This window comes from Chloracidobacterium sp. D, assembly GCF_018304685.1.
In the GTDB taxonomy this organism is placed as follows: Bacteria; Acidobacteriota; Blastocatellia; order Chloracidobacteriales; family Chloracidobacteriaceae; genus Chloracidobacterium; species Chloracidobacterium thermophilum.
On sequence record NZ_CP072635.1, the window covers coordinates 743936 to 769974 of the forward strand.

The 26039-nt window shown below is 60.7% G+C and carries 27 protein-coding genes and 2 pseudogenes; 10 read left to right on the forward strand and 19 right to left on the reverse strand.

All coding sequences use genetic code 11. The annotated features are described in order from the left end of the window. Positions 1 to 19 precede the first annotated feature (19 nt). The 12 genes and pseudogenes from J8C01_RS14240 to J8C01_RS14295 all read right to left on the reverse strand — a co-directional run bounded on the left by J8C01_RS14240 (position 20) and on the right by J8C01_RS14295 (position 11417). Entirely contained in the window at positions 20 to 1027 is a 1008-nt protein-coding gene (locus J8C01_RS14240) for a pseudouridine synthase (protein ID WP_211432862.1), read from the reverse strand. A 118-nt stretch (positions 1028 to 1145) separates the two neighbouring features. Beyond that, positions 1146 to 1652 (reverse strand): annotated as a pseudogene (locus tag J8C01_RS14245) (acyl-CoA thioesterase); the annotation flags it as partial. 61 nt (positions 1653 to 1713) lie between these two features. Further along, on the reverse strand, positions 1714 to 2247 hold the full coding sequence (scpB, locus tag J8C01_RS14250) for an SMC-Scp complex subunit ScpB (RefSeq protein ID WP_014100867.1): 534 nt from the start codon (positions 2245 to 2247) through the stop codon (positions 1714 to 1716). Further along, positions 2244 to 3050 carry a segregation and condensation protein A gene (locus tag J8C01_RS14255; protein WP_211432863.1) on the reverse strand — a complete coding sequence of 269 codons (807 nt, stop codon included), beginning with the start codon at positions 3048 to 3050 and terminating at the stop codon, positions 2244 to 2246. The genes scpB and J8C01_RS14255 overlap by 4 nt, the downstream gene beginning before the upstream one ends. 53 nt (positions 3051 to 3103) lie before the next feature. After that, positions 3104 to 3814 carry a site-2 protease family protein gene (locus tag J8C01_RS14260; protein WP_211432864.1) on the reverse strand — a complete coding sequence of 237 codons (711 nt, stop codon included), beginning with the start codon at positions 3812 to 3814 and terminating at the stop codon, positions 3104 to 3106. Between the two features lie 24 nt (positions 3815 to 3838). Beyond that, positions 3839 to 4873: an SMP-30/gluconolactonase/LRE family protein gene (locus J8C01_RS14265; RefSeq protein WP_014100864.1), complete on the reverse strand. Its 1035-nt coding sequence runs from the start codon at positions 4871 to 4873 to the stop codon at positions 3839 to 3841. A gap of 33 nt (positions 4874 to 4906) precedes the next feature. Further along, positions 4907 to 5521 carry an outer membrane protein assembly factor BamD gene (locus J8C01_RS14270; protein WP_211432865.1) on the reverse strand — a complete coding sequence of 205 codons (615 nt, stop codon included), beginning with the start codon at positions 5519 to 5521 and terminating at the stop codon, positions 4907 to 4909. A gap of 196 nt (positions 5522 to 5717) precedes the next feature. Then, complete coding sequence (locus tag J8C01_RS14275; protein ID WP_211432866.1) at positions 5718 to 6761, reverse strand: sensor histidine kinase; 1044 nt, start codon at positions 6759 to 6761, stop codon at positions 5718 to 5720. Between the two features lie 65 nt (positions 6762 to 6826). After that, positions 6827 to 7393, reverse strand: a complete 567-nt coding sequence (locus J8C01_RS14280) for a SiaB family protein kinase (RefSeq protein WP_211432867.1) — start codon at positions 7391 to 7393, stop codon at positions 6827 to 6829. A gap of 40 nt (positions 7394 to 7433) precedes the next feature. Further along, complete coding sequence (locus J8C01_RS14285) at positions 7434 to 8261, reverse strand: diguanylate cyclase (protein WP_211432868.1); 828 nt, start codon at positions 8259 to 8261, stop codon at positions 7434 to 7436. 69 nt (positions 8262 to 8330) lie between these two features. Then, a complete protein-coding gene (locus J8C01_RS14290) occupies positions 8331 to 8705 on the reverse strand; it encodes a DUF1987 domain-containing protein (protein WP_014100859.1) in 375 nt (124 codons plus the stop codon). Positions 8706 to 8960: 255 nt separating this feature from the next. Then, complete coding sequence (locus J8C01_RS14295) at positions 8961 to 11417, reverse strand: zinc-binding dehydrogenase (protein WP_211432869.1); 2457 nt, start codon at positions 11415 to 11417, stop codon at positions 8961 to 8963. A gap of 130 nt (positions 11418 to 11547) precedes the next feature. Here J8C01_RS14295 and J8C01_RS14300 point away from each other — a divergent pair, with 130 nt between their 5' ends. Next, positions 11548 to 12438, forward strand: a complete 891-nt coding sequence (locus J8C01_RS14300; RefSeq protein WP_014100857.1) for a dienelactone hydrolase family protein — start codon at positions 11548 to 11550, stop codon at positions 12436 to 12438. Beyond that, positions 12425 to 13591, forward strand: a complete 1167-nt coding sequence (gene proB, locus J8C01_RS14305) for a glutamate 5-kinase (protein ID WP_014100856.1) — start codon at positions 12425 to 12427, stop codon at positions 13589 to 13591. The genes J8C01_RS14300 and proB overlap by 14 nt, the downstream gene beginning before the upstream one ends. Here the strand turns inward: proB and J8C01_RS14310 are convergent. Further along, positions 13588 to 14349 (reverse strand): SDR family oxidoreductase, encoded by a 762-nt coding sequence (locus J8C01_RS14310; protein ID WP_211432870.1) that lies wholly within the window; start codon positions 14347 to 14349, stop codon positions 13588 to 13590. The genes proB and J8C01_RS14310 overlap by 4 nt on opposite strands. 297 nt (positions 14350 to 14646) lie before the next feature. Between J8C01_RS14310 and J8C01_RS14315 the strand changes: the two genes are divergently transcribed. Beyond that, complete coding sequence (locus J8C01_RS14315; RefSeq protein WP_014100854.1) at positions 14647 to 14859, forward strand: DUF2281 domain-containing protein; 213 nt, start codon at positions 14647 to 14649, stop codon at positions 14857 to 14859. A gap of 406 nt (positions 14860 to 15265) precedes the next feature. On the opposite strand, the pseudogene J8C01_RS14320 reads toward J8C01_RS14315, so the two are convergent. After that, positions 15266 to 16312: pseudogene (locus J8C01_RS14320) on the reverse strand (RNA-guided endonuclease InsQ/TnpB family protein); the annotation flags it as partial. On the opposite strand from J8C01_RS14320, the gene J8C01_RS14325 reads away from it, so the two are divergent. The 5 genes from J8C01_RS14325 (at position 16302) to galT (ending at position 20235) form a co-directional block, all read left to right on the forward strand. Beyond that, the gene (locus J8C01_RS14325; protein WP_014100852.1) at positions 16302 to 16676 is read left to right on the forward strand and encodes a type II toxin-antitoxin system PemK/MazF family toxin; all 375 of its coding nucleotides are present in this window, start codon (positions 16302 to 16304) and stop codon (positions 16674 to 16676) included. The pseudogene J8C01_RS14320 and the gene J8C01_RS14325 sit on opposite strands and share 11 nt — an antisense overlap. Before the next feature lie 426 nt (positions 16677 to 17102). After that, entirely contained in the window at positions 17103 to 18872 is a 1770-nt protein-coding gene (locus J8C01_RS14330) for a sodium:solute symporter family protein (protein WP_211432872.1), read from the forward strand. A 28-nt stretch (positions 18873 to 18900) separates the two neighbouring features. Beyond that, positions 18901 to 19113, forward strand: coding sequence for a hypothetical protein (locus J8C01_RS14335; RefSeq protein WP_014100850.1), 213 nt, complete (start codon positions 18901 to 18903; stop codon positions 19111 to 19113). Further along, positions 19110 to 19292, forward strand: coding sequence for a hypothetical protein (locus J8C01_RS14340; protein ID WP_014100849.1), 183 nt, complete (start codon positions 19110 to 19112; stop codon positions 19290 to 19292). The genes J8C01_RS14335 and J8C01_RS14340 overlap by 4 nt, the downstream gene beginning before the upstream one ends. After that, positions 19258 to 20235 carry a galactose-1-phosphate uridylyltransferase gene (gene galT / locus J8C01_RS14345; RefSeq protein WP_211432873.1) on the forward strand — a complete coding sequence of 326 codons (978 nt, stop codon included), beginning with the start codon at positions 19258 to 19260 and terminating at the stop codon, positions 20233 to 20235. Before J8C01_RS14340 ends, galT begins: the two co-directional genes overlap by 35 nt. 11 nt (positions 20236 to 20246) lie before the next feature. Here the strand turns inward: galT and J8C01_RS14350 are convergent, their stop codons facing one another. The 3 genes from J8C01_RS14350 to J8C01_RS14360 are packed head-to-tail and all read right to left on the reverse strand — an operon-like array spanning position 20247 to position 22043. After that, the gene (locus J8C01_RS14350; protein WP_014100847.1) at positions 20247 to 20633 is read right to left on the reverse strand and encodes a winged helix-turn-helix domain-containing protein; all 387 of its coding nucleotides are present in this window, start codon (positions 20631 to 20633) and stop codon (positions 20247 to 20249) included. Next, entirely contained in the window at positions 20623 to 21231 is a 609-nt protein-coding gene (locus J8C01_RS14355; protein WP_211432874.1) for a hypothetical protein, read from the reverse strand. Before J8C01_RS14355 ends, J8C01_RS14350 begins: the two co-directional genes overlap by 11 nt. Positions 21232 to 21251: 20 nt before the next feature. After that, positions 21252 to 22043 carry an enoyl-CoA hydratase/isomerase family protein gene (locus J8C01_RS14360; protein WP_211432875.1) on the reverse strand — a complete coding sequence of 264 codons (792 nt, stop codon included), beginning with the start codon at positions 22041 to 22043 and terminating at the stop codon, positions 21252 to 21254. 116 nt (positions 22044 to 22159) lie between these two features. Here J8C01_RS14360 and J8C01_RS14365 point away from each other — a divergent pair, with 116 nt between their 5' ends. Continuing rightward, positions 22160 to 22654, forward strand: a complete 495-nt coding sequence (locus J8C01_RS14365; RefSeq protein ID WP_211423574.1) for a hypothetical protein — start codon at positions 22160 to 22162, stop codon at positions 22652 to 22654. Between the two features lie 44 nt (positions 22655 to 22698). Further along, on the forward strand, positions 22699 to 23493 hold the full coding sequence (locus tag J8C01_RS14370) for a TylF/MycF/NovP-related O-methyltransferase (RefSeq protein WP_211432876.1): 795 nt from the start codon (positions 22699 to 22701) through the stop codon (positions 23491 to 23493). A gap of 40 nt (positions 23494 to 23533) precedes the next feature. On the opposite strand, the gene J8C01_RS14375 is transcribed toward J8C01_RS14370, so the two are convergent. Both J8C01_RS14375 and J8C01_RS14380 read right to left on the reverse strand, forming a co-directional pair. Beyond that, positions 23534 to 24397: an SDR family oxidoreductase gene (locus tag J8C01_RS14375; protein WP_014100843.1), complete on the reverse strand. Its 864-nt coding sequence runs from the start codon at positions 24395 to 24397 to the stop codon at positions 23534 to 23536. Positions 24398 to 24502: 105 nt separating this feature from the next. Beyond that, a complete protein-coding gene (locus tag J8C01_RS14380) occupies positions 24503 to 26002 on the reverse strand; it encodes an aldehyde dehydrogenase family protein (RefSeq protein ID WP_211432877.1) in 1500 nt (499 codons plus the stop codon). Positions 26003 to 26039 lie beyond the last annotated feature (37 nt).

Here is a 26039-nt window from a genome sequence, read left to right on the forward strand (position 1 = left end):
GTGCTTTCCATGCGCATTACTATACACTATCGCGTACTATACGGCAAGCTAGAGTCCGGCTCCGTGACGCGGGACGGGCCGGGGCAGAACCCCTTGGTGACTTGGGGCTTCCCGGCCCTGAAGTTGCCGGCTTGGCGGCTGGACGAACCAGCCGCTGGGACGGTGCGGCGGGGGACTGGGCAGTGCGGCCGATGGTCGTTGCCAGCCCCTCACGCTGGCGGGCTTTGGCTTCCCCGACCGGACGGGGCTTGCCGGTTTTTTGCGCTGCTGCCTTTTTGGCGACAACCCGTGGGGCAATTTTCCGCTTCGAGAAGAACCGCTGCACTTCAGCCGGAGTCAACTCCCGAACGGCTCCGACCGGCAGGCCGGCATCGGTCAGGTGGCCGATGGCCACGCGCCGGAGTTTGAGCACGGAATGCCCGATGGCGTCAAACATGCGCCGAATCTGGTTGTTTTTGCCCTCGTGCAACACGAGTTCATACCAGGCGTTGTTGTGATCCGTGTGTTCCAGGGGGGTCAGGTTGGCAATCCGGTGAACTTCCCCGTCAATGGTGATGCCACGTTGCAACCGTTCAAGCTGGGCAGGGCCGGGTGTTCCCTTGACCTTGACGTGATAGACCTTCGGGCAGTGGTCGCCGGCTTTGGTCACAAGGTTGGTCAGGGCCCCGTCGTTGGTCAGGATGAGCAATCCTTCGGTGTTGAAATCGAGGCGGCCGACGGGATGTACGCGCGGCGCGCCTTTGGGCAGCAGGTCCGTCACGAGCGGGCGCTGCTCCGGGTCGGAGAGGCTCGACAAATACCCCTTCGGCTTGTTGAGCAGGTAATAGACCAGCTTCCGCTGCGCCAGCTTCGGGTTGATGAGCTTGCCCTTGACCTTGATGGCATCGTGTTCCGGGTCGGCTTTGGCCCCCAGCGTGTCCACAACCTGGCCATTGACCGTCACCAGCCCGTTCTGAATCCACGTTTCGGCTTCCCGCCGTGAGGCCAGTCCGGCGGCGGCAATGAGTTTCTGTAACCGTTCCTGCATGGCGGTGTTATGAACCCGTTTCGGCCGGTGCTGCCGGTGGGGCAAGTGATGGCGTCTCCGGTGGCAACGCCCCAAGCCGTTCGGCAGCGTGCCGGGCCACGGCATGGGATTCCAGCATTTCCTGCATCAGTTCCTGCGGATGCTGCCGGATTTCAAGGCTGTGCCGTTCGATCTCCTTGCGGTACTGCCGGCGGAGCTTGGCGGCAGCCCACCGGCGCCGGTCATCTTCGGTTTCAATTGGAACCGGCGGGATAGGGCGCGGATGCCCCTGCTCATCCACGGCCACCATCGTGAAATAGCACGTCATGACGTGGCGGGACGTGCGCTCGCGGATGTTTTCGGCCTCGACGCGAATGCCAATCTCCATGGAAGTTCGGCCCGTGTAGTTGACCGAAGCGCGAAACGTCACCAGTTCACCAACGTGAACCGGCTCCCGAAACACGACCTGGTCCACCGAAACGGTCACGACATAGCTGCCTGAATAGCGTGACGCACAGGCATAAGCCACCTGGTCGAGCAACCGCAACATGGCCCCGCCGTGGACGTGGCCGGAAAAATTCGCCATGTCAGGCGACATCAGAACCGTCATCAACAATCGCTTTTCAGACATGCCTGGCTCCTGCATAACCGTTTTTCCCAGATGACCAACCGGCCGGATGACTACAGACTCCCAACGATAATGCTGCTCAGGTCGTTGGCGCGTCGAGTTCGGCCAGGTCTTCCAGACTGGGCAGGACACTCAAATCCTTTAACCCAAACTGCACCAGAAATTCCTTTGACGTGCCGTACAAAATGGGACGCCCGACGCACTCCTTGCGCCCCTTGGGCACGATGAGCTTCCGGTCAAGCAGTGTCTTGATAGCGGAAGACGAACTCACTCCGCGAATTTCCAAGATTTCGGGAATGGTAATCGGCTGCTTGTAGGCAATCACGGCCAGGGTCTCCAGCGCCGCCAGGGAGAGCCGCGCTGCCGGGCGGGCACGGTGGTAGCGCCGGACGTACTCGCTCAACTCCGGGCGCGTGGCAATTTGCCAGCCGCCGGCAATCTCGCGCAGCACCAGGCCGCGCCCGGCGTAGTCGTTGACCAGGCTGTGCAGTGCTGCGTCAATGTCCGCCGGAGCCGCTTCCGGCAGCAACTCGGCCATCTGCTTGCGCGTCAGCGGCTCCTCGGCCACGTAGATGAGGGTTTCCAGAATCGGTTTGAGCGTTTCAGGAGTCATAGGGCTGGGGTCACTTCTGCTGTCGCTGTCACCTGTTCGAGATGGATGCTACCGAAGGTCTCTGTCTGAATGAAGCGCACGGCCCCTTCCCGCAGCAGCTCCAGAATGGCCAGAAAGAGGCAGACCATTTCGCGTTTCGTCCGGGCCGCTTCAAAGAGCCGGGTGACATCAAGGCGCGGCTGTTCAGCGAGCAGCGCCCGCAACTCGGCCAGCTTTTGCGCCTGGGTTATGGCTTCGTGGGCAATCGTCAGTTCAAGCCGCTGGCGGCGGCGGTCGAGAATGCGTTTGAACGTTTCCAGCAGGTCAAAAACCGTGACGTTGACTTCTTCCGAAGCGGCGGTTTCACAAGTACGACGGGTATAAACGCCCTGCTCCAGCTCGTACCGCATCCACAGGTCTTCGGCAGCGGCCCGGTAGCGCCGGTGCTCCAGAAGCTGGCGTACCAGTTCCGCCCGTGGGTCGTCGGCGACGGCTTCGGCGGAAGGTTCAGCCGGCAGGGGCAGGAGCATCCGGGACTTGATGTGGATCAGCGTGGCTGCCATGACGAGAAACTCACCGGCAACATCAAAGTCCAGTTCGCGCAGCGCCTGAATGTAAGCAAGATATTCCGCCGTAATCCGCGCTATGGGAATGTCGGTAATGTCGAGTTCATGGCGCTTGATGAGATAGAGCAGCAGGTCGAGCGGCCCTTCAAAGACTTCCAGCCGCACCCGGTAGTCTCCGGGGCGGCTGTCGTCGGGAACGGCCGCCGTTTTGGCTTCCTCCGTTCTGGTTTCAGCAGGTGGCTGAGCGTGCATCGCCATGGAAGACATCGGTCTGACCAACGGACAATGGGCGGTCGGCGCAGTCTGGTCGTTCAGAGCAGGCTGAACAGCAGGACCAGGAAAAATCTCATCAGCGGCAGATAGATTTGCGACAGCAGGCCGGTCAGAGAAGCCAGGATGATGATGAAAAAGCCATACGGGCGCAGGCTCTCGTACGCTTCCATCAGCGGCACACTCACCACACTGAGCAGGCTCGACAGAATATGGCTGCCGTCCAGTGGGGGGATGGGCAACATATTGAAGACGGCCAGCAGCAGGTTGACGACAATCATCATCCGCAGAAAAATCAGCACCGGCTCAGCCAACCCCAGCAGGGCCTGGGGATTGGCCGGTTCGTGGCCGCTGAACATACTCAACACATCGCCCCGCCCGACGCCCCCCGTGACCACCAGAAGCTTGAGCAGCAGCACGGCACCAAGGGCCAGCAGCAGGTTGCTGATGGGGCCGGCCGCCGACACCACGATGTTGGCCACAACCTTGTTTTTCCAACGATTGGGATTGACCTCGACCGGTTTGGCCCAGCCAAAGATAAAACCACCCCCAATCAAACCGATCAACGGAAAGAGGATCGAGCCGATGGGGTCAATGTGGGCCCGGGGGTCAAGGGTGATACGTCCCTGGTAGCGCCCGGTGTCATCCCCGAAACGCTCCGTCGTCCAGGCATGGGCAAATTCGTGGACACACAGTGAAAAGAGAAACGCGACGAAGCCCAGGACGACGTTCCCCAGATGAATACCTTGCATGGTGCCTCTCGGAAAACTGAGCCATCAGGCGCGGGCGGGATCGTAGCCAATGACCCCGACCGGAACCCGATAGATTTCATGGTTGGAAGCCAGAATGGCATTGCCGCGATTGTCGAAGGTGAGTCCGACCAGCCGGGCGCCGGCGATGAAGGGTTCGGCCTCCTGCCCATCGGGCGTGATTTTGATGACTCCCCGCAATCCATTGAGACTGGCACAGACATAGGCATTGCCGGCCCGGTCGAAGGCCAGCCCCTGTGGCCGTCCCAGCCCGACGAACCACGGCTCGACCTCACCACCCGGTGTCACCCGATAGATGCTCTCGCGGGTGCCGGCCAGCGTTGGGGCTGTCACATAGAGATGACCATCCGGCGAGAAAGCCAGATGATAGGCAGCCATGCTCGGTTCGAGGCGGGCGTGAGGGCTGACCTCTCCAAACGGCGTCACCCGGTAAATCGTCCCCTGCCGGTCGCCGACAAACAGGTTGCCCATCCGGTCAATCGCCAGCCCGGTGGCAATCCCCAGGTTTTCGGCCACGGGTACAACCTCCCGGAAAGGAGACACCCGATAGAGCGTCCCATCGTGCCGGCTTGTGATGTAGAGCGTCCCCTCGCGGTCAATGGCCAGCCCCGTCGGGTTCATGACGTTGTCCAGAAAGGGTGTGGACTGCCCCTCCTGGCTGATGCGCCACACCGAAACTTCAACTTTTTTGCCGCGTGAGCCGGAAATCGTGGTGAATATCGCTCCGGTTTCCGGGTCACAGACCGGATTGGCCACCGGATGCATGTTTTCGGCCAGAAGCTCAGCGACCAGAAAGGGAATACGGGGACTGGTTCTTCCAGCGGACATCAACTGCAAGCCGGTCAGACGGTCCGCTTTGGTCACATCGTCAGGCACCGTGACCAGTACCCGGTCGGGCGAGGCGCTGACGATACGGCCCGGTGTCTCACCAAACAACACCTCACAGTCCGCATAGTCCGAGGCATCGAATCCCCGACAGTCAATAATGATGAGGCCGCCCGGCACACCGGCCTGGGGCCGAACCTGAAGCACTTCAAGCATGGTTACGATGTCACGGGTGAAAACATAGCGGTCTCAGAATGGTGGGAGGGGGGACGCCAGCGATGGAAGACGTTCCAGTTCCCTGCGGGCATCCTTGACCAGCTCGCTTTCCGGGAAACGTTCGAGCAGTTCGGAAAAGTACCGGCGGGCTTCAGCATCATAGGTGCGCGCTTCGTCGGCTTTGCGCTGTCCTTCATCGCTCTGCCCCTGCTTCCGCAGTCGCTTTGCCTCATCTTCCAGAAGACGGCGCTGCCCCAGATGATACTTGCCAAGCAGAAAGAGAATCCGGTCAAAGCGTGTAAACTGCGGATACACCTCGTAGATTTCCGTCAGCCGGTTGATGGAGGCCCGGAAGTTCTTCTGGCGGGCGTAAAATTCCGCCACTTCGATGTTCTTGCGCGCCCGCTTTTCCAGCAGGGGGTCACGGGTTCCCATTTCCCGCCAGTCAGCAGCCTGCTCTTGCGCTTCATCCGGCTCTGCCTCCGGCTCGCGGTCCGGCGCGCCGGGCGGCGGCGCCGGTTTTTGTGGCGACTGGCTTTTCCAGGGGGCCACCTGAACGACCCTCCCTGCCACCGAGGCTTCTGCCGTGCCGGAAGCTGCAACGGAAAACAGCACGCTGGCAAAGAAAACGACACGTACGCCAAACATCCAAAACCTACTCCCAAAAGCTGTCTGAAGACAGGGCGGGGAACGGTCACATCACCCGGTATCGCCATCCATTGTTCCCGCGCACCCAGTCCCCTGCCCATCCGGCTTTGCGCGGGCAAAGGACGGTTCTGCGACTATACCAATGTCGTGGAAGCGCGAAAACCCAAGACGGGCGGCCCGGACCGACGGCCAACCGTCAGGCCGGGTTCTCAGCACTTGGGGCGGCGAGACCGGCCGCCGGTGTCGGGCGGATGCTCGTTTCAGCCGCCGGCAGAGTAATGGCAAAGCAGGTTCCCTGTCCGACCTGGCTTTCTACGGCAATGGTTCCGCCGTGGGCTTCGGTAATGCGCCGGGCAATGGCCAACCCCAACCCGACGCCAAGCCCTTTCTTCTCAGAAGCCTGCACCTGGCGGTACGGGTCAAAAATGTAAGGCAGGTCGGCTTCGGGGATGCCTTCCCCGGTATCGGCAACGCGGATGACGACCAGCTTCTGGCGTGGTTTTTCGGGGTGACTTTCCACCTGACAACTGAGCCGGAGTTGCCCACCGACCGGCGTAAACTTGATGGCGTTGGAGGTGAGGTTCGTCAATACCCGCCGGAGCTTCGACCAGTCGCCCAAAACCGGCGGGACGGGGCTGCACATCAGCAGGACATCAATCTGCTTTGGACGCGCCGCCACACGCACTTCCTCAAGGAGTTCGTTCAGGCAGGGCACAAGGTCCAGCCGCCGCCTCTCCAGCGTGATTTCCTGGCTTTCCGACCGCGCCACTTCCAGCATCTCGTTGATGAGTGTCAGCATGGCTTCCGTGCTATTACTGGCAGTTGTGACCAGTTGAGCATAAGGCCCGTTCGAAACGGCCGGTTCTTCAGCGAGAAGTTCGAGCGTGGCTTTGACAACACTCAGCGGCGATTTCAGGTCATGGACGAGCATGGCCGTAAAGGCCGCCTTGACCCGGTCCAGTTCACGCAGGCGGTCGTTGACGTGGCGCAGTTCCGTGTTGCGCGCATCGAGTTGGGCCTGGGTCCGAATGAGACGGCTTTGAATGGCATCGCCCGAACCCGTGATCTTGATGGCCTGACGCAACAGGGTTTCATACTTCCTGAGCAGCTTCGCATAGTGGGACTGCCACTCCGCCGGTGAAAATTCACCCTGCTGAACCAGTTCATGGGCGGCCGCCACAAGCGCGCGTTCCTCGGCAAACAGCTCGAACGCATTGGCATGGTTGGAATCTTTCGCCATGGCAGTCCAGACCAGTTGGAGTCCGAAGGGTTGGTCGTGAAGGGTTCACTGTCGCCGTCAGGCGATCAGGCGGACAGTGTCTTGGCAATCCGCGCCGTGAGGATGAAGAAAGCCCGCCCGTCAGCAATCGGGCGCATTTCATAGTCCAGCGGAAAATCGGCCTTGCGGGCAATGTCAATCAGGCCCAACCCGGCACCCTTGCTTCCGGCCCGAACCTGTTCTGCCTTGAGCCGCTCGTCGTAATACTGCTTGAGCTGGCTGGCATCCGAGTTGTGGATGCGCTCACACTGCTCGCGCAGGTAATCCATTTGCTCGGCCGTGATGACATTGCCGGCCGACACCGAGTAGTCATCCGCCGATTCCGATACGACCACCACGCCGACCCCGACGGGATGCACCGCACCATTGCCCCCAAAGGGAACGGTTTCCGTCTCGGCCGAATAATGCAGGATGTTCTGGGTCATCTCGATGAAAATGGCGAAAACCTTTTTCACCTTGCGGTCAAGGACCGACTTGTTTTTGAGCAGCGTACCCAGCTCCACAAGGACATCCTGCGAGATCGCCCCTTTGAAGGCCAGCCAAATCTTACGCTGACTCATGTCCTGATAGAGCCGGAACAGGTCTTCCGCCATCATTGTGCCTCCAGATCAACCGGCCGACGGGTTGCATCGGTCATCCATTGCCTACCGACAGGATGGGCGCGCATGAAACCCGATTGCGCCCGGCTTCTTTCGCGGCATACAGCGCCTTGTCAGCGGCCGCGATCAGCGAACTCACCCCTTGTTGTTCCACGGCCACAGCCGTCGCCGCCCCGACACTGACCGTCAGGACGCCATACGGCGACACCGGATGCGGAATCTCCAGCGCCGCAATCGCCTGCCGGACCTCCTCGGCAAAGGACATCACCCAGTCCGGTTGGGCACCGGGCAGGATGACGGCAAATTCCTCGCCGCCGTAGCGGGCGGCCAGATCGCCGGCACGCCGCACGCTCGCCGCCAGCGCCGCCCCCACCTGCCGGAGACAGTCATCGCCATACGGATGACCGGCTATGTCGTTGAGCCGCTTGAAGTGATCCACATCCAGAAGTATCAGCGACAGCGAGGCCTGCTTGCGCATGGCCCGGCGCCATTCCTGATCGAGATACTCGTTGAAGTGCCGCCGATTGGCCACGCCCGTCAGGGCATCCAGATAGGACAGCCGGTGAAGCGCCTGATTGGCCTGTTCCAGGTCCACGCGGGCTTGTTCGAGTTCGGCATTGCGTCGCTCCAGCTCCGCCTGCATCCGCAGCAGCTTGCCCTGGAACATGTCGCTGACGTGCGTGAGCTTGATGAGCTGGCGAATGGCGTGGCGGTATTTCCGGGCTAAAAACCGGTAGTGTTCGTGCAGCGCATCGAAGGTCACTGTCGGATCAGCGGCCACCCGGGCCGCTTCCGCGGCAACGGCTTCTTCCTCGGCGTACACCGCCTCTGCATTTCGCTTTGCCTGCGCTTCAGTGCCCACGCCCTTTTACCGTCCCTGCTACGGACGCCCAAAGCCGACGGCGCTGGGCGCTGTATTCCCCGAACCGGGTCAGTGCTTGACAAACTGGAACGTCAAGCTCAAATCCTCGGCAAATTCCTCTCCACTTTCCCGAATGTCCTCATCATCTTCCCGATAGTGCCAGTGCAGACTCACCTGCCGTCCATTGCGACTGGCTTCTTCCAGCTTTTCCAGGATGTTGAGAATGCACTTGGAAGAACTCGTGTTGAAATAGGACAGCTTGAAATGAAAGGCGATGGGGATCGTCGTCCGCTGGATGAAATCATCCAGCCACTTGAACACCGGCTGGTAAAACTGAAGCGAGTGCTCCGGGTAGGAATCCCCCTCGATTTCAAGTACCCCGCTGGCTCCATCAAAATGCACTCTTGGTGTTACCTTCGTCGCGTCAAGCACCAGGTTGTTCATTGCCCGCATCCTTGAAAAACTTTCCACCCGGCAGACGGTGTGACGCAGCGCTGACCGGCACCCGGCCGCGTCTGCACCGGTCTCCCCTTTCGCTTGGGTAGCAAAACCCAAAAGGCTTACTGATGAAGCTATTCAGGATTTGACCAAAGCTGACTTTACCACCCGCCTCCGGTACTTCCAAGCCTGCCGTTGACCCAAAAACCACAGGCGAGGAACAGGCTGCCGTGCCGTCGTGAACCCGGCACGGCTTCGGCATTACCGGAAAATGGTGGCGGCATCATCCTCGGTCGTCGCTTCTGCCGACTGCGCCGCCCAGGCCTCGAACAACTCAGCCTTGGTTTTCAGTCCCAACCGGGGCAGTGCATGGTTGACAACGTAAGTCGCCCCGGCGTGGCGGTTGTCCCACATCGCCTGATGCGCTTCCGGCAGGTCGGCCCACCCGACGACGACCGGCGGTGTCACTTCCAGCAACCCGGCCGCGACGGCATCGTTCATCGCCACGACCTCGTAGGCGTTGTTGAGGTGTGTGCCCCAGATGTTGGCCGTCGGCATGTCAATCCGGCGCTGCCGCATCCAGACCTGTGGCGCATAGAAACTGTAGCGCCGCCCGGACATATCCTCGGCATAGACGACGCGCCCGGTGTAGGGCTTGACCAGGGTCGTGCTGATGCCCAGGGTGTCCTGTCCGGCGCGTTCAAAAATCATGTCCGGGTAGCCACGGGGATTGTCCGGCGCGGCCAGCAACCGTCCCACGGCCGCCGCGAAAGGTTTGAAGTTGATTTCGTTGAACAGACGCACGGCCTCCTTGAAGGCTTCCGTGTCAGCCTTGGGGTCAGGAAACGCCGGCATCGTGGCCGGCCAGACGAAGTCCGCGCCATAGCGCCGTCGCAGGTCCTCGATGCTGACCAGTCCCCGAATGGCATCACCAAAACCCAGACTGGCGACAAACTCTTTCTGGGCATCCGTCTGCGTCGCCACGACGATCCGCGCATGCGCTTCCCGTACGGCCTCGATAATCTCGATACCGGTCTCATCCACGATATCTTCACTAATGCCGTAATAGACCAGCACCGACTGCCCGGCCCGCAGCCCGACCCGCTGGAGCATGTCGGACGGCGCAGCCGCGCCGGGTTTGCCCATAAACGTGAAGTGATAGCCGGATGATGCGCCGTAGAAGGTCAACGTCCCGCCCGGTGCCAGCAGTTGAAAACTCCGTGGAAAGGAACGCTCCCCGGCGTGGGAAACCACGTAGTCGGCCAGATGCCCCTCATTTTGTGCGCGGAACATCGCCAGCAGGGGTTCACCGGCGGCCTCCCAGGCGGCCCACTGCGCCGGGTCTTCCGGCACTTTCGTAAAGCAGGGCTCCAGTTCCGGCGCCCGCCGGTTGATCACACCCGTTGCCCCGTGCTGTTTGACAACCTCCGCCCGCTCAGCGCTCGACACCATGCCCGTCACCTTTACGTTGTTGCGCACACCAACCTTGAGGGCCTCGAAGCCGGTGCCCGTGGCCGCGCCTTCCACAAACAGGCGCTTGCCGGGCGCCACCTTGAGCGTCGTAAACAGCGCCCGGTAAATCGTGCCCAGGTTAAGCATGTAGCTTCCCGCCGCCTCGATGGTCAGGTCTTCGAGCTTGTGGTGAAGCTGGGGCGGCTGCACGAGCAAAAACTGCCCATGCGAGCCGTTCGGTTCCTGGTAGCCTTGGATGCCAAAATCGGCAAACATCGGGTCCAGCCCGACCAGCGGTGAAAACAGGTCATTCTGGCCGGAGTAAATGGACACCAGATCGCCCACCTGCAGCCGTCCTTCCCGCTTGACCTCGCTGCCCATCGCCACAATGAGACCGATGCCACCGGAGCCGGTGATGTGAAAATCCTGGTCATGGTCGTCCATAACGGAGATGGGAATCCCGGTCAGCGCCCAGATGTCGTTGAAGTTGACTTCGCTTACCAACACATACACCAGGACTTCAGCCGGGCTGGGCGTCGGGACGGGCACGATGAAGTGCTGTTCCACGTCTTTCGGCTCACCGTGCAGAGCAGCACCGGTCATCGGGTCCTTGATGATACCTTGGGCGTACTGATACTTCGGCAGCGGTGTCAGACCGGGATAAAACGGCGTTCCGACCGGGAGCAGTTCGCCGCGTTCCAGCAGCGCCTGTTCTTCCGGTGAGCCAACCATAATGAGCGGGCGCGGTGGCAGGGGTGCGCTTTTCTTGTCGAGAAACGCCTGAATACCTGCCTGCCCGCCCTCCGGGTCGGCCACAGCTTCGGCAAACACGTTGGCTTCGTGCCGGAGTCCGGCTGCATAGCCCTGCTCCAGGCCAAAAAACACACAGTCCAGAGCACGCTGGACGGCCTTTTCACGCCCGACGGCCCGCGCCTGTGCCAGCAGGCGTGCCACGCGCGGATGGGCTTCGACCTCGGCGCGGGAAAGCCCCGGCTGCGGTGTGGCCCACTGGCTGAGCGCCGCCTGCCGCCGGGCAAACGCTTCGGCCAGCGGGCCGGTTCCCGTCAGGATGTACTCACGGGCCAACTGTGCGGCGACCTCGACGGCTGAATGCGCCTCGGTGGCAATGACATCCACCAGCCCCAGAGCTTGCGCCGTCGGGGCATCAAGGTTTCGCCCGCCAACGATGATTTCGATGGCATCGAGCAACGTATCCGGCACGGCCGAAGGGGCCGGCGCCGCGCCAGAAGCAGCAGAGTTCGACATGGCTGGAGAAAACCTTTCGCTGAAGTACCGGTAGCGTTCAGTATCGCATGATGGCCCGGTTCTGCGCTATGTTCGGGCGTTTGAATCCCTGCGTTGACTGTGCTCTCATCCCACGACTTCCCTGCCTGTCATGTTTGACCAACACACCAGAAGCCTGCTTCCCGATGCGGAACTCTCGCGGCGGCAGTTCGTGCTGACTTCACTTGCTGCCGGCTTTGCACTGGCCGCGCAACCCATCAGCGCCCAGACCATTGTGACCGACACAGCCGGCCTCACCACCGCTGAAGTCAGCATCCCGGCGGCCGACATTGCCTTTCCGGCCTATCTGGCGCGGCCTGAAAAAGGCACCCGTTTCCCGGTGGTCATTGTCATTCAGGAGATTTTCGGCGTTCACGAGCACATCAAGGACATCTGCCGGCGACTGGCCAAGGTCGGTTATCTCGCACTGGCCCCAGAACTCTTTGCCCGTCAGGGTGATGTCTCCAAACTGGAAACCATCGGCGACATCATCTCCAAGGTGGTGTCGAAGGTCCCGGACGCGCAGGTGCTTTCTGACCTGACGACGTGCGTTGCCTACGCCGCCAAAACCGGCTACGGCGACATCAAACGGCTGGCCGTGACGGGCTTCTGCTGGGGCGGGCGCATGACCTGGCTGTTTGCCGCCCACGAACCACGGGTCAAAGCCGCTGCGGCGTGGTATGGCTCACTGGTTGCCAACCCACGCAACAACCCGGATTTCAAGCCTGACCCGTTGCGTCCTACATTCCCGATTGACATTGCGCCGACGCTGCGAACACCAGTGCTTGGGCTGTACGGCGGCAAGGACCAGGGCATTCCGCTCGAAACCGTTGAACAGATGCGGGCGGCGTTGGCCAAGGGCAGGTCCGGGTCGAAGATCATCGTCTATCCCGACGCCCCCCACGGCTTTCACGCTGACTATCGCGCGTCCTACCGCAGGGAGGACGCCCAAGCGGCCTGGAAGGCAATGCTCGCCTGGTTCAAGCAGCATGGCGCAGCCTAGTCGTCACCCGGGACAGGATGCCGCTGCGGCCCGCGCCGCCCTGGCTGCGGCCCGGCGCATTGTCGTCAAAGTCGGAAGCAATGTGCTCGTGGAGCCGGAGGTTGGTCTGGTTGAAGCTGTGCTGCGGCATCTCGTCGGGCAATGTCTGGCGCTGCGCGCGGGTGGGCGCACGGTGGTCATTGTTTCCTCCGGCGCGGTCGCCTGCGGCATGACGTATCTGCGGACGCATCATCTGCCGCTGGGCCGGGACCTGTCCTTCAAGCAGGCGGCGGCAGCCATCGGTCAGCCCTTTCTGATGCGCTACTACGAGCAGGCCTTTGCGCCCGTCCCGGTGGCACAGGTGCTGCTGACCTACGACGACGCCCGCGACCGGGAGCGGTTTCTCAATGCGCGGCACACGTTGCGAACGCTGCTGACGCTCGGCGTCGTGCCCATCATCAACGAAAACGACACCGTGGCCACGGCTGAAATCAAGTTCGGCGACAATGACTTCCTGAGCGCGCTCGTGGCCAACATCGTGGATGCCGACCTGCTCGTGCTGCTTTCGGACGTGGACGGTCTGTTTGACCGCGATCCCAAACAGTACCCGGAAGCCCGGCAGTTGAGCTTCGTCCCGGAAGTCACGGTCGCAACGCTGGAACTGGCTTCCAGCGGAAAAAGCGCCTTTGGCACGGGCGGCATGCAGTCCAAGCTCACGGCAGCGCGGACGGCGGCGCGGTTTGGCGTTACGACGGTCATTGTCAATGGTCGTGCGTCAAACATCCTGGAGCGCGTCATAGCGGGGGACGACGTTGGGACGCTGTTCCCACCGGCAACGGCAGCCCTCGGCGGCCGCAAGCGCTGGATTGCCGCCCTGCGCCCGAAAGGCACCCTGACGCTCGACGCCGGCGCCGTGCGCGCCGTAGTGACGCAGGGCAAGAGCGTCCTGCCGTCGGGTATCATCCGGGTCACTGGACGGTTCGCCGCCGGGGATGTCGTGGCGTGCTGCGATGAGCAGGGGCGCGAAATCGCGCGTGGACTGACCAGCTACAGCGCCGATGAAACTGAAACCATCCGTGGACTGAAGTCCTCCGAGATTGCGCAGCGGCTTGGCTTCCGCGCGCACGACGAGGTGATCCACCGGGATGACCTCGTACTTACCGGCGAACGCTAGCGCCCCATCCAACCGCCATCCACGACGAGCACGTGGCCGTGGACGTAATCACTGGCCGCTGAGGCCAGAAACACCGCTGCGCCGGCCAGATCGGACGGCTGCCCCCATCGCTCGGCCGGAATGCGCTCCGTGATCTGGCGGTGACGCACGGGGTCCTCCCGCAGCGGACGGGTGCTTTCGACTTCCAGATAACCCGGCGAAATGGCGTTGACGTTGACGCCCCGCGCGGCCCATTCGTTGGCCAGGGATTTCGTCAGTTGCACGACGCCGCCTTTCGAGGCCGCAAATGCCGGAGCCTGCCAGCCGCCCTGAAAGGCCAGCAGGGAAGCAATGTTGATAATCTTGCCTGACCGCCGTTCGAGCATGTCCTTGGCCACCATCTGCGACAGCCGGAACACCGTTGTCAGGTTGATGCCCAAGATGAAATCCCAGTCTTCGTCGCTCAGTTCCACGGCAGCGCCGCGCCGGATTGTGCTGGCATTGTTGACCAGAATATCAATCCGCCCGAAATGGGCGAGGGTCGTGGCCACGATATGACGGTGAAAGGCGCGGTCGTAGAGGTCTCCCGTCACGGCCAGCGCCCGCCGGCCCAGCGCCCGAATCTGCTCACAGAGGGCTTCCGGCGGGCGGGCCGAACCGTGACAGGCGACATCCGCGCCGGCTTCGGCCAGCGCCAGCGCAATGGCCGTCCCAATCTCGGAAAGCGCACCCGTCACCAGCGCGACCTTCCCATCCAGACGAAACAAATCCAGTACCACGTCTCGAACCGTCCCTGTCGTTGGAAAATGTCATGTGACCGCTGAGCTTACCGCGTCCCTCCACGTAACAACAACGAAAATGGCTGTTGGCCGCTGGGACTGAATCCGCTAACGTGTGCCGACCAACAGTAGCAACTCCATTCACCCACAGCCGGCGTGCGTTTTTTCGGCCTGACGCGCCGGTTTGACAGGACATGTCTGACGTTTGACCCAGTTAATCCCCACCTACGCTACCCAGAGGCTTTGGTATAAAACAGTTCAAAGGAAACATTCCCTTTATTTACAGGAGAACAGATCATGGCATTCGATGAAAAAGTTTTCCAATCCGTGCAAAAACTTCCCCGGTCACTCCAGGAAGAGTTGCTTAGCTTTATCCAGTATCTTCTCGTCAAGGCAGAGCAGCAGGAAAAGCAGGAGTGGGGAGCTTTGTCGTTATCTTCAGCCGTGCGGGATATGGAGGATGAGCCTGCGTTATACAGCACGGCAGACATCAAGGTAAGTTTTGTATGAAAAAAGCGGGGCAGGTTGTTGTCTTTCGTTTTCCACAAGCTGATCTGGCAGAAGGGAAGCTAGGACCTGCACTCCTGTTGGTTGACATACTCCCCTGCCTAAAGGCAGGGGATTCTTGTTCTTGGTTCTGCGAGCGCACTTACTTCATCAGGTTGCCCCTCTAAAGCAGCGGTGCATCTCTCCCCAAGCGTTCCCTCTTTCGAGGCAGTTCCCTTTTGCCCAAAGGTACTGTAGTGGCGAGTAGCGAATAGCGAACAGGGAGCGAGCAGCGAGTAGCGAGTGAAGCGAGTAGCGAGCAGCGAGTAGCGAGTAGCGATCAACCACTCGCCACTCGCCATTCGCCACTCGCCAATTCCGCCACTCACCACTCGCCTCTGAACCACTCGCCACTCGCCACTTGCTTCCTTATTGAGGACAACTATGGGTTCTGGTGGATAGGGTTTTTACTACCATAATGCCCACAGTGACTACAGTCCTGTGTGGTGTACTGCGGCGGTACGCTGACGACTGCCTTGTCCCACACCTTGCCGTAGTAGTCCAGCCACGCAGTGAATTGAGACCAGCCAGCATCATGAATGGATTTGGCAAGATGATGATTTTTGACCAGGTTCTTCACCTGCAAGTCTTCATACGCCACGACATCGTGAGATGCCACCACGCACCGTGCCTGCTTAATTGCCCAGTCTTTACGCTGGCGTTGGACTTTCAGATGCACTTTGCCCAGTCGCTTTCTTTGCTTGTGGTAGTTCTTGGATTGGGATTTTGCCCTCTTCTTGAACTTCCGACTTAATCTGCGCTGGTGTTGCTTTAACCTTCTTTCACTACGCCTCAAAAACTTAGGATACTCTACAGGGTTGCCGTTCTGGTCGGTGTAGAAAGCCCGCAAGCCCAAGTCAATGCCAATAACATTGCCTGTGTATTCTCCCCGCTCTTTGCGCTCCACATCCAGGCAGAACTGGGCATAGTATCCATCTGCCCTGCGTATCACCCGCACCCGATTGATTTTGGAGTTTAGGATATGGTGTCTTGCCTCACCATTGCAGTACAGAGCAAACGAGCCAGCATTGAAGCCATCGGTGAACGAGATAGTCATCCCATCCCCTGACAGCTTCCAGCCAGATACCTTGTATTCCACAGAACGGCAATGCTTCCTGAACTTGGGATACCCTTTCTTGACCGCCTTGTTTCTGCAGTTGGTATGGAACCGGGAAATGGAAGCCCAGGCTCGCTCTGCACTTGCCTGCCTTGCCGCTGAGTTTAACTTCCTGACAAAGTCAAACTCTTTGGCCAGGTCTTTGCAGTGGGCATAGAGAACAGCTTTGTTGACGCTCTTGTTGTCCATCCAGTACCGCACACGTATGTTTCTGACAAACTGTGCGGTACGGATGGCTTCATCCAGAGCCTGATACTGCTCTGCTGTCCCGTTGAGTAGCTTGGCTTCCATGACTCTCATACTGCTATTTTATCACAGGTTTGGCTTGATAAAACAGCGTGCGCCTTATATCCCTGCCCTAAAGTGCAGGGCTTTACGGCGTTTTTTCGGTAAACTTCCTGGCGAGTATGACGACTGGCTGATTTGCATGATTTCATCCCAGACGCGGCATTATCTTGCAGGATTTGATGAAGTGGTTCGGGAAGGTGATGAAGATTTTGAACAAAGTGGCTTGAAGGTAGCGAGTGTCATCCGGGCAGGGCGCCTGGCTGTTGTGTCGGGCGACCTGCTTCTTGGTGCAATTGGTGAAATTTCACGGGAGCGTTTGGAGCGTGTAAGACAGAGTATAGCGAAGTGGTTATTAACAATGCAAAATGGCGGCTGAGAGCTTATCCGAACAACCCAGTGGCACGGAGGGGGATCAAGCCACAATCGAAGTGAAGGAAGGCCAGTGTTGCTCAGGCTTCTTCTTTCAGGCCCGGCCGGAAAGTAGCCGAGTTGCGCCGGAAGTGCGGTGGTCACCCATCATCTGTCAGCGCGCCTCGTACTGCCGTGCAGCAGGCACGTGCCACCCCGGCAGCCGCATCCCCCGCCCTTCCGGGCTGCGCTCAATCGGCCGCCCTCCGCATCAGCTTCTTCAGCTCTTTCCCGGCATACCGATCAACCTCGTGGATTGGCAGCGCCGCTTCAGTGAAGAATGATGTTGGCCACGGGGATTCGAATTCGCTAACGTGTCCTGACCGACAGTGACAACTCCCTTCACCACAGCCGGCGTGCATTTCTTCGGCATGACGCGCCGGCTTGACAAGACATGACTGACGTTCGACTGGCCTGGATTGATTACGTCCTGATGGCGATTTACTTCGCCTTCGTCATTGGCATTGGTGTGGCGCTCAAGCGTTTCATGCGTTCGAGTACCGACTACTTTCTGTCAGGCCGCGCCATTCCGGCCTGGGTCGCCGGACTGGCGTTCATTTCCGCCAATCTGGGTGCGCAGGAAGTCATCGGCATGGGCGCTTCCGGCGCGAAGTACGGCATTGCCACGAGCCACTTCTACTGGATCGGGGCTATTCCGGCGATGGTCTTTGTGGGTGTTTTCATGATGCCGTTTTACTACGGCTCGCGGGCCCGCTCCGTGCCGGAATACCTCAAGCTGCGCTTCGATGAAAAAACCCGCGCCCTGAACGCCATTTCCTTTGCCGTGATGACGGTGTTTTCTTCCGGCGTGTCACTGTATGCCATGGGCAAGCTGTTCCGGCTGCTGCTCGGCTGGGATGAAGATGCCAGCATGCTCGTCGCCGCTGGCATCGTGCTGGCCTACATCTTCCTGGGTGGGTTGACGAGCGCCATCTACAACGAAGTCCTGCAGTTTTTCCTCATCGTCTTTGGTTTTCTGCCGCTGGTGCTGCTCGGGCTGAAAGACGTTGGCGGCTGGGAGGGGCTTCAGGCGCGCCTTATGACGCACTCCGTGACGCAGGGCTATGCACCGACAGCCTACACGCAGTCCTGGGCGTTTATGGGAGACGCCACGCGCAATCCGGTTGGCGTCGAGTGGTTCGGGCTGGCGATGGGGCTTGGCTTTGTGCTGTCGTTTGGCTACTGGTGCACGGATTTTCTCGTTGTGCAGCGCGCCATGGCGGCCGACTCCATGACGGCGGCCCGCCGCACGCCGCTCATTGCCGCCATTCCCAAGATGCTGTTTCCCTTTCTGGTTATCCTGCCGGGGATGATTGCCCTGACTGTCGAGCCGCGCCGGGAAGCGACGCCAGCGGCGACCGTCGCCCGCGTCGGCATCATCCCGGCCAAGACAACTGATGCTGGCGAAGTGCTCCGCGACACCAACGCGCGCCCGGTTATTGACTACGACCTGGCCACACCGGCCATGCTGGCGCACTACCTGCCGGCCGGACTGCTCGGCCTGGGGCTGACGGCGCTGCTGGCGTCGTTTATGTCCGGCATGGCGGGCAATGTCACGGCGTTCAACACGGTGTGGACGTATGACATCTATCAGAGCTATTTCAAACGCGACGCCAGCGATGCGCACTACCTCTGGATGGGCCGCGCCGCCACCGTCGGCGGAATTGCACTCTCGGTAGCGACGGCCTACGTGGCTGCGGCCTTCAACAACATCATGGATGTGCTCCAGCTTGTGTTTGCCTTTGTCAATGCGCCGCTGTTTGCGACGTTCCTGCTGGGGATGTTCTGGAAACGCGCCACGGGACACGGCGCGTTCTGGGGTCTGGTGGCGGGCACGCTGGCAGCCGCGTTTCATCACGGGATTTCCCTGCCCGAAGGAGCTACCGTCGGCGTCAAGGGGGGCTTTTTCGGCGTCCTTCTGTCGCCCTACCGCAGCGAACTGGCCCAGACCTTCTGGACGGCCATCATCGCGTGGACGGTGTGCTTCATCGTCACCATTGCCGTGAGCCTGGCTACGAAACCGCGTCCCGATGAAGAACTTACCGGACTGGTCTATGCCCTGACGCCCAAGCCGACGGAAGAGGCGTCCTTCTGGCAGCGCCCCGGAACGTTGGCCGTCGTCGTCCTCAGCGGTACGCTTTTGCTCAACCTGATTTTCTTCTAGCCATCCTCTTCCGGAAGGAGCCTTGTGTATGAGCGGCGGTATCGGACTCGACGTGCGCCTGCCCATTGGAGTCATGTTCGTGCTGATGGGTCTGACACTCGTCCTCTACGGCTGGATGACCAATGGCGTCCCCGGCTTCTACGACAAATCGCTGGGCATCAACATCAACCTCTGGTGGGGACTGGTGATGACCATCTTTGGCGGCGCGATGCTTGCGCCGGCACTGCTCAAGGGACGATGACCGAGACTTCCACCATACCACCGGAACCCACTATGACGCGGCAGGTCATCATCAAGCCTGATGGCCGGCGGCTCATCTTCTATACCTTTGCGCAGCCGACCGAAACGGCGGATGCCGCGCGGCGGCCAGACGAAATGACACCCAATGTCGGAGCTTCGCTGGAACCCTCTGCTGGGTGAGTGGACCATTACCGCCACGCACCGGCAGGAGCGCACGTTTCTGCCGCCGGCAAACTACTGTCCGCTGTGCCCGACCCAACCGGGCGCTTTTGAAACCGAAATTCCGGCTCCGGCCTTCGACATCGTGGTTTTCGAGAACCGCTTTCCGAGCCTGCAGGCTGTACCACCACTGCCAGCCGTTGAAGGCAGCGCGCTCTATCCGGTACGGCCGGCGCAGGGCGTCTGCGAGGTTGTGGTCTATACCGACCGCCACACGACGACGCTGGCCGAAGAAAGCGTCGAGCGCATCCGGCGGCTCATTCTCGTCTGGTGTGACCGCTTTGCCGAACTCGGCGCGCGGGAAGAGGTGGCTTACGTCTATATCTTTGAAAACAAGGGCGAAGCCATCGGCGTCACGCTCCACCATCCGCACGGGCAGATTTACGCCTATCCGTTCATCCCGCCGCGTGTTGCCCGCCAACTGGCGCAGTCCCGGCAGCACTGGGCGCGCACCGGGCGCGACCTGCTGGGCGACATCCTGGTGGCAGAGCAGGACGATGGGCGGCGCATCGTCTGCGAAAATGAAGCGTTCGTCGTGTTTGTTCCCTTTTTTGCGCGCTATCCGTATGAAACGCTGGTTGTGCCCAAACGGCAGGTCACAGCCATTGTGGACTTCAATGCGCGCGAACGTCAGCTTCTGGCAGAAATCCTCAAGGCCCTGCTCGTTGGCTATGACCGGCTCTTTGGGTTTTCCCTGCCGTACATCATGGCGCTCCACCAGCGGCCGACCGACGGGCAGGACTATCCCTACGTCCGCTTTTACATCGAGTTTCTGCCGCCGCACCGGACGGCCGCCAAGCTCAAGTATCTGGCCGGGAGTGAAAGTGGTGCCGGGGCCTTCATCAACGACACCATTCCCGAAGAAACTGCGCCACGGCTGCGCGCCTGCTGTCTGGAGAGGTAAGTGGAGACCGTTTATCTGGGCCGAACGACCCGGTGGGCATGCCGCAGGATGGCTTCCATGTGGCTGACGTAGTCTTCCAGCGCCGCGCGGCCAGTGGCCGTCAGCCGATACCTCGTGTGGGGCATCCGTCCCCGAAAGCCCTTTTCACAGTGCAGATAGCCAGCTTCTTCCAGCCGCCGCAGGTGGACGCTCAGATTGCCGTCCGTCGTGGAGAGCAGTCGCCGCAGCTCCGTAAAGGACAGGTATTCGACTCCGGCCAGCGCGCACAGGATACCCAGCCGCAGGGGTTCGTGAATGAGCTTGTCCACGCCCTCGCAAACCACCTTGGCCGCCGAGACGACGGCTTTTGGCGGGGCGGGCAGAGGTTCTGGTTTGTTGGCTTTCCGTTTAGCCGCCATACTTTCGCGCAATGACAAGTCCGAAGCCGACGTGGAGTGCACCAAACCCAAAGGCCATCGCCCAGTGCGTCAGGGGCAACGGGAGAAACAGCGTGACGCTTCCCAGAAGCAAAAACGCCAGGCCCAGCAACGGCACGACACGGACAGAAAAAGCCCCGGCTGCCGTGACGCCGGTGCCATAGAGCAGCAGCCACGTGCCGGGCAGCAGGTCATACGCGCCGTGCCTGACCAGCACCACTGAGAGCAGGCTGCCCACCACCAGTGGCGGGACAAAAGCAAAGAAAAAGCGGCGCGCCGCCGCCGAAGCCAGCGAGTGATCCTGCCGACGCGCCTTGCGCCACATCGTCGTTGCGCCAATGGTCAGCGCCAGAATGGCTTCCCCAATCCACACCAGCAGCCAGCGCCAGAGCGTCGGTTGAAGCGCCGCCAGAACTACGGCCACACCAGCCGTCAACCCGACGGCCACCATGCCCCAGCCGGGCACAGCCGTAAACAGCGTAGCCCGCTCCATGGTGTCACGGATGAAGCGCAGGTTCGCTTCAGCACGCTCATGGAGCGTCACGGTCGGATTGCCGTTTCGCAGCGGCGTGGCAGCCATGTTCACATGCGTTCCAGGCTTCAGCGCCCGGTAAACACCGGCGGTCGTTTTTCGATAAACGCGGTGACGCCTTCCCGGAAATCGTGTGTTGTCGCGCAGGCCGCCTGGTGGTCGCGTTCATGGTTCAACTGCGTGGCAAAGTCAGCATTCTTGCTGCTACGCAGGAGGGCTTTTGTCCGGGCGATGGCCTGGGTCGGAGCAGCAGCAAACTGTTGGGCGCATAACTGAACCGTGTTGGCAAACTCAGCATCAGCGACCGTCTGATGTACCAGACCGATGGTTTTGGCCTCTCCGGCCGGAACCGTCCGCCCGGTCAACATCAAATCCGTGGCGCAGGCCCAACCGACAATGCGCGGCAGGAGAAACGTCCCCCCACCGTCGGGAACAAGTCCAATCCTGATGAACGCCTGGGAAAAGCTGGCGCTCATGGCGGCAATCCGGTAGTCGGCGGCCAGCGTCAGGCTCATGCCCAACCCATGCGCCGGGCCGTTAATGGCGGCAATCACCGGCTGTGGCAGGTTGTACAAAGCCAGCACCATGCCGTTGACGCGCTCAATCATGGCGGTGACAGCTTCTGCAGCCGTTTCCGGGGCTGCCGCCAGCATGCCACGGATGTCGCCACCCGATGAAAAGGCCCGGCCGGCGCCCGTGACCACTACGGCCCGGACATCGGACTGCCCGGCAAGCCCGGTAAACACCTCGGTCAGCTCACCGATCATAGTCTGGTTCATGGCGTTGAGTGTGTCCGGACGGTTGAGCGTCACCCGCGCAATGGCGTTCTGCGTCTCCACGAGGATGGTTTCGTAGGCCATGCCTGAGTCTCCCTTGGTTATGAAAGTTGCGTTTGGCCTACATAGCCCAACCGACTATAAAAACACAACCAAAGGCACAGCCTTTGCGCCTTGCAGCAAAGTGGGTCTTCAGAAAAATGTCACCAACCTTGCCCTGCCAGCCACGCCGGCTGACCGTCCTCTTGTTCGTTGCCGGGCAGTTCCTGTCGCGTACCACCGTCATCTTCGAGGACAGCCGACTTTGGCTTTCGGTCGGCACAACCTCGGAATGCGACATCCTCGTGACCGAACCGGACTTTCCCCAGCTTGCCTTTCAGATCAACTGGCATCCGGCCCGCGAACCGCTGTTGTACGTCCACCCGGCTGTCGTCTGGCTTGACGGTCAATGCCGGCAGGCAACGCTGACCGAGTCCATTTTTCCCCTGGGTGCCCATACCGCCGTCCGTCTGCATGGCACGCGGACGGTCTTTCTGGTCCTGCGTACCGATGGCACTGACGTTGACGGGCAGGACTGGGACGGGCAGAACCGGGACGGGCAGGACTGGGCTTCAGCCGTCAGATGGCTCTTTGCCGACCCGGCTGCCGACCGGTTTCAACCGGCAGACGCAGCCAGCCGGGCTGTTCACCCATAGTCATGTCATCCGGCAGACCTACCACTTCAGGAGAAACATCCAGGATGAAACGCATCGTCCGCCAGCTTATCCGACGAACAGGTTTTGACATCGTGCGCTACCGAAGCGCCCCTCCCAAGGCCGCCGGTCCGGCCGAAGTCAAACCTGTTTTCCCACCGGATTTTGACCCCGAAGCGATTGACATCATCCAGGCCGTCCAGCCTTACACCATGACCAGCATCGAGCGCATCTTTGCGCTGATTCAGGCGGTCAGATACATCGTCCAGGCCAATATCCCCGGCGATATTGTCGAGTGTGGCGTCTGGCGGGGGGGCAGCATGATGGCCGTTGCACATACGCTCCGGCGTCTCGGCCAGGACAAGACGAACCTCTATCTCTTCGACACGTATGAGGGCATGACGAAACCGGATGCCACCGACGTGGACTATACCGGTCAACCCGCCTTGGTCGAGTTTGAGGCCACGAAAAGAGGTGAAGACAGCTCTTCCTGGTGCTATGCCCCACTCGAAGAGGTTCGCCAGAACATGGCCAGCACCGGCTACGACATGAACCGGGTCAAATTCATCAAGGGCAAAGTCGAAGAGACACTTCCCGGTTCAGCGCCAGACCGGATTTCGCTGCTGAGACTCGACACCGACTGGTACGAGTCCACCAGACACGAACTGACCCACCTGTTTCCCAGGCTGTCCACAGGCGGTGTCCTGATTGTTGATGACTACGGGTACTGGCAAGGCCACAGAAAGGCCATAGATGAGTACCTGGCAGAACATGGCTTCCACCTGCTGCTCAACCGGATTGATTTCACGGGACGAATCGCCGTCAAGTGTATTCCCGGCTGAGGTCAGGGTTCGGCCAGAGGGCGACGGATTCAGCCAGTCGTCATCCGGCGGGAGAAGCATCAGATTTCCTGGGGCGAAGCGCCTCGGCCAGCGCCTGGAATTGGTCGCGTGGCAGCATCGTCAGGGTATTGAACGACTGCCCCATCAGCCATTCGCCGCCGTCTATGGTGACACATTCCCCGTTGATGTAGCTGGCGGCATCGCTGATGAGATAGGCTGCCAGGTTGGCCAGTTCGGGCGGCTCGCCGAAGCGACCCGTTGGGTTGCGGCGTTTCCCTTCCTCTTCCATCCCCGGCAGCATCAACCGCGACCAGGCCCCCTCGGTCGGAAATGGCCCCGGTGCAATGGCATTGAGCCGAATCCGATAGCGCCCCCATTCCACTGCCAGTGAGCGCGTCATTGCCAGGACACCGGCCTTGGCGCACACCGAGGGCACAACGTAAGCCGCACCGGTCCAGGCGTAGGTGGCCACGATGTTGAGAATGCAGCCTCCCTTCCCCTGGGCAATCATGTGCTTCCCTACCGCCGACGTGCAGTGAAACGTGCCGTTGAGCACAATCCCCACCACGGCGTTGAAGGCATTGGGCGACAAGGTCTCGGTCAGCGCCAGAAAGTTCCCGGCGGCATTGTTGACCAGCACATCGAGCGTGCCAAAGCGTGCAACGATCTCATCCACAGCGCTACTGACACGGGCAGCATCCCGAACATCAGCGCAAACTGCCATAGCTTCTCGACCTTGGGCTTCAATCTGTTGCACGACTTCGGCCAGCGGTTCAGGCCGTCTTCCCAGCACGGCAACCCGGGCCCCCAGTTCGGCAAAACGCAGCGCCATGACGCGCCCCAGCCCCGTGCCGCCGCCGGTGATGAGAATGTTTTTCCCAGCAAGCAATGTGGTTTCAAACATAACCCGTGACTTTCACGAACAGGAAAGGAACAGCCTCTGGAGATTGGGGCAGGCGGTAAGCCCACCTGCCCCGTCAGTCATCTGCCAACCGATGACCGCCGCTGGTCAGAGCTTGATGCAGACGGATTTCGTTTCGGTGTAGGCGTTGAGCACAGCGTGGCCCATTTCACGCCCCCAACCCGACTGCTTGTAACCGCCGAAGGGCAGCGCAGCATCAAAAACGTTGTAGCAGTTGATCCACACCGTGCCGGCCTTGATTTCGGCCGCCAGAGCGTGGGCCTTGCTGATGTCGCGCGTCCAGATGCCGGCCCCAAGCCCATAGACCGTGTTGTTGGCGCGGGCACTGACTTCCCGAATGTCCGAAAACTTCATCGCCGCCACAACGGGACCGAAGATTTCTTCCTGCACGACCTTCATATCGTCCCGCACGTCGGTGAGCACGGTAGGCGCGACGAAGTACCCCTTGTCGCCGATGCGATGTCCGCCGGCGACGGCTTTGGCGCCATCCTTTTCACCGGATTCGAGATAGCCCGTCACCCGCCGGAGCTGCGTCTCGGACACAAGCGGCCCCATCTGGGTTGCCGGATCGAAGCCCTCGCCGACGCGAATCCGCTTGGCAATTTCACTGACGCCGGACACGACATCGTCAAAGATGTCTTCCTCGACGAAAAGCCGCGAACCGGCCACACAGCACTGACCGTGGTTGAAGAAGATGGCGTTGGCTGCGCCTTCAATGGCAACCGACAGGTCGGCATCCTTGAAGACGATGTTGGGTGACTTGCCGCCGAGTTCGAGCGTGACCTTCTTGAGGTTGCCGGCTGCCGCCTGCACGATGAGCTTGCCGACCTCTGTCGAACCCGTAAAAGCCACCTTGTCCACGTCGGGATGCGCGGCTAGCGCCGCCCCAGCCGTTTCGCCGTACCCCGGCACAATGTTGACCACGCCCGGCGGGAAGCCGGCTTCCAGGATGAGTTCACCCAGCCGCAGCGCTGAAAGCGGCGTTTCCTCGGCCGGCTTGAGCACCACTGTACAGCCCGCCGCCAGCGCCGGGCCAAGTTTCCAGGCCGCCATCAGCAGCGGGAAGTTCCACGGAATGATCTGCCCGACAACCCCCACCGGCTCCCGCAGCGTGTAGGCCAGATAGTTGCCGCCCGGCACAGAGAGCGGAATCGTCTCGCCTTCGATCTTGGTGGCCCAACCGGCCATGTAGCGGAACAAATCCACGGCCAGCGGCACATCCGCTGCCCGCGACACCGTCAGCGGCTTTCCATTGTCAAGCGTTTCGAGTTGGGCAAATTCTTCCAGGTGCTGTTCAACCAGGTCGGCCAGCTTCCAGATGAGCCGCCCCCGCTCGGAGGGCGTCATTTTGCGCCACGGGCCTTCCTCAAAGGCGCGCCGCGCTGCTTTGACGGCCAGATCAATGTCCTCGGCATTGCCTTCGGCGACATGGGCAATCACTTCTCCGTTCGCCGGGTTATAGACTTTGAACACTTGACCGCGTTTGGCCTCAACCCACTGACCGTCAATCAGCAGGTGATGCGTTTTCTCGACAAAGGATTTGACTTCAGGCGCAACTTCGTACGTCGCGGTAGCCTGTGCACTCATACGCGAAACTCCTTGATCGTAAGCGTGGGGGAAAGTT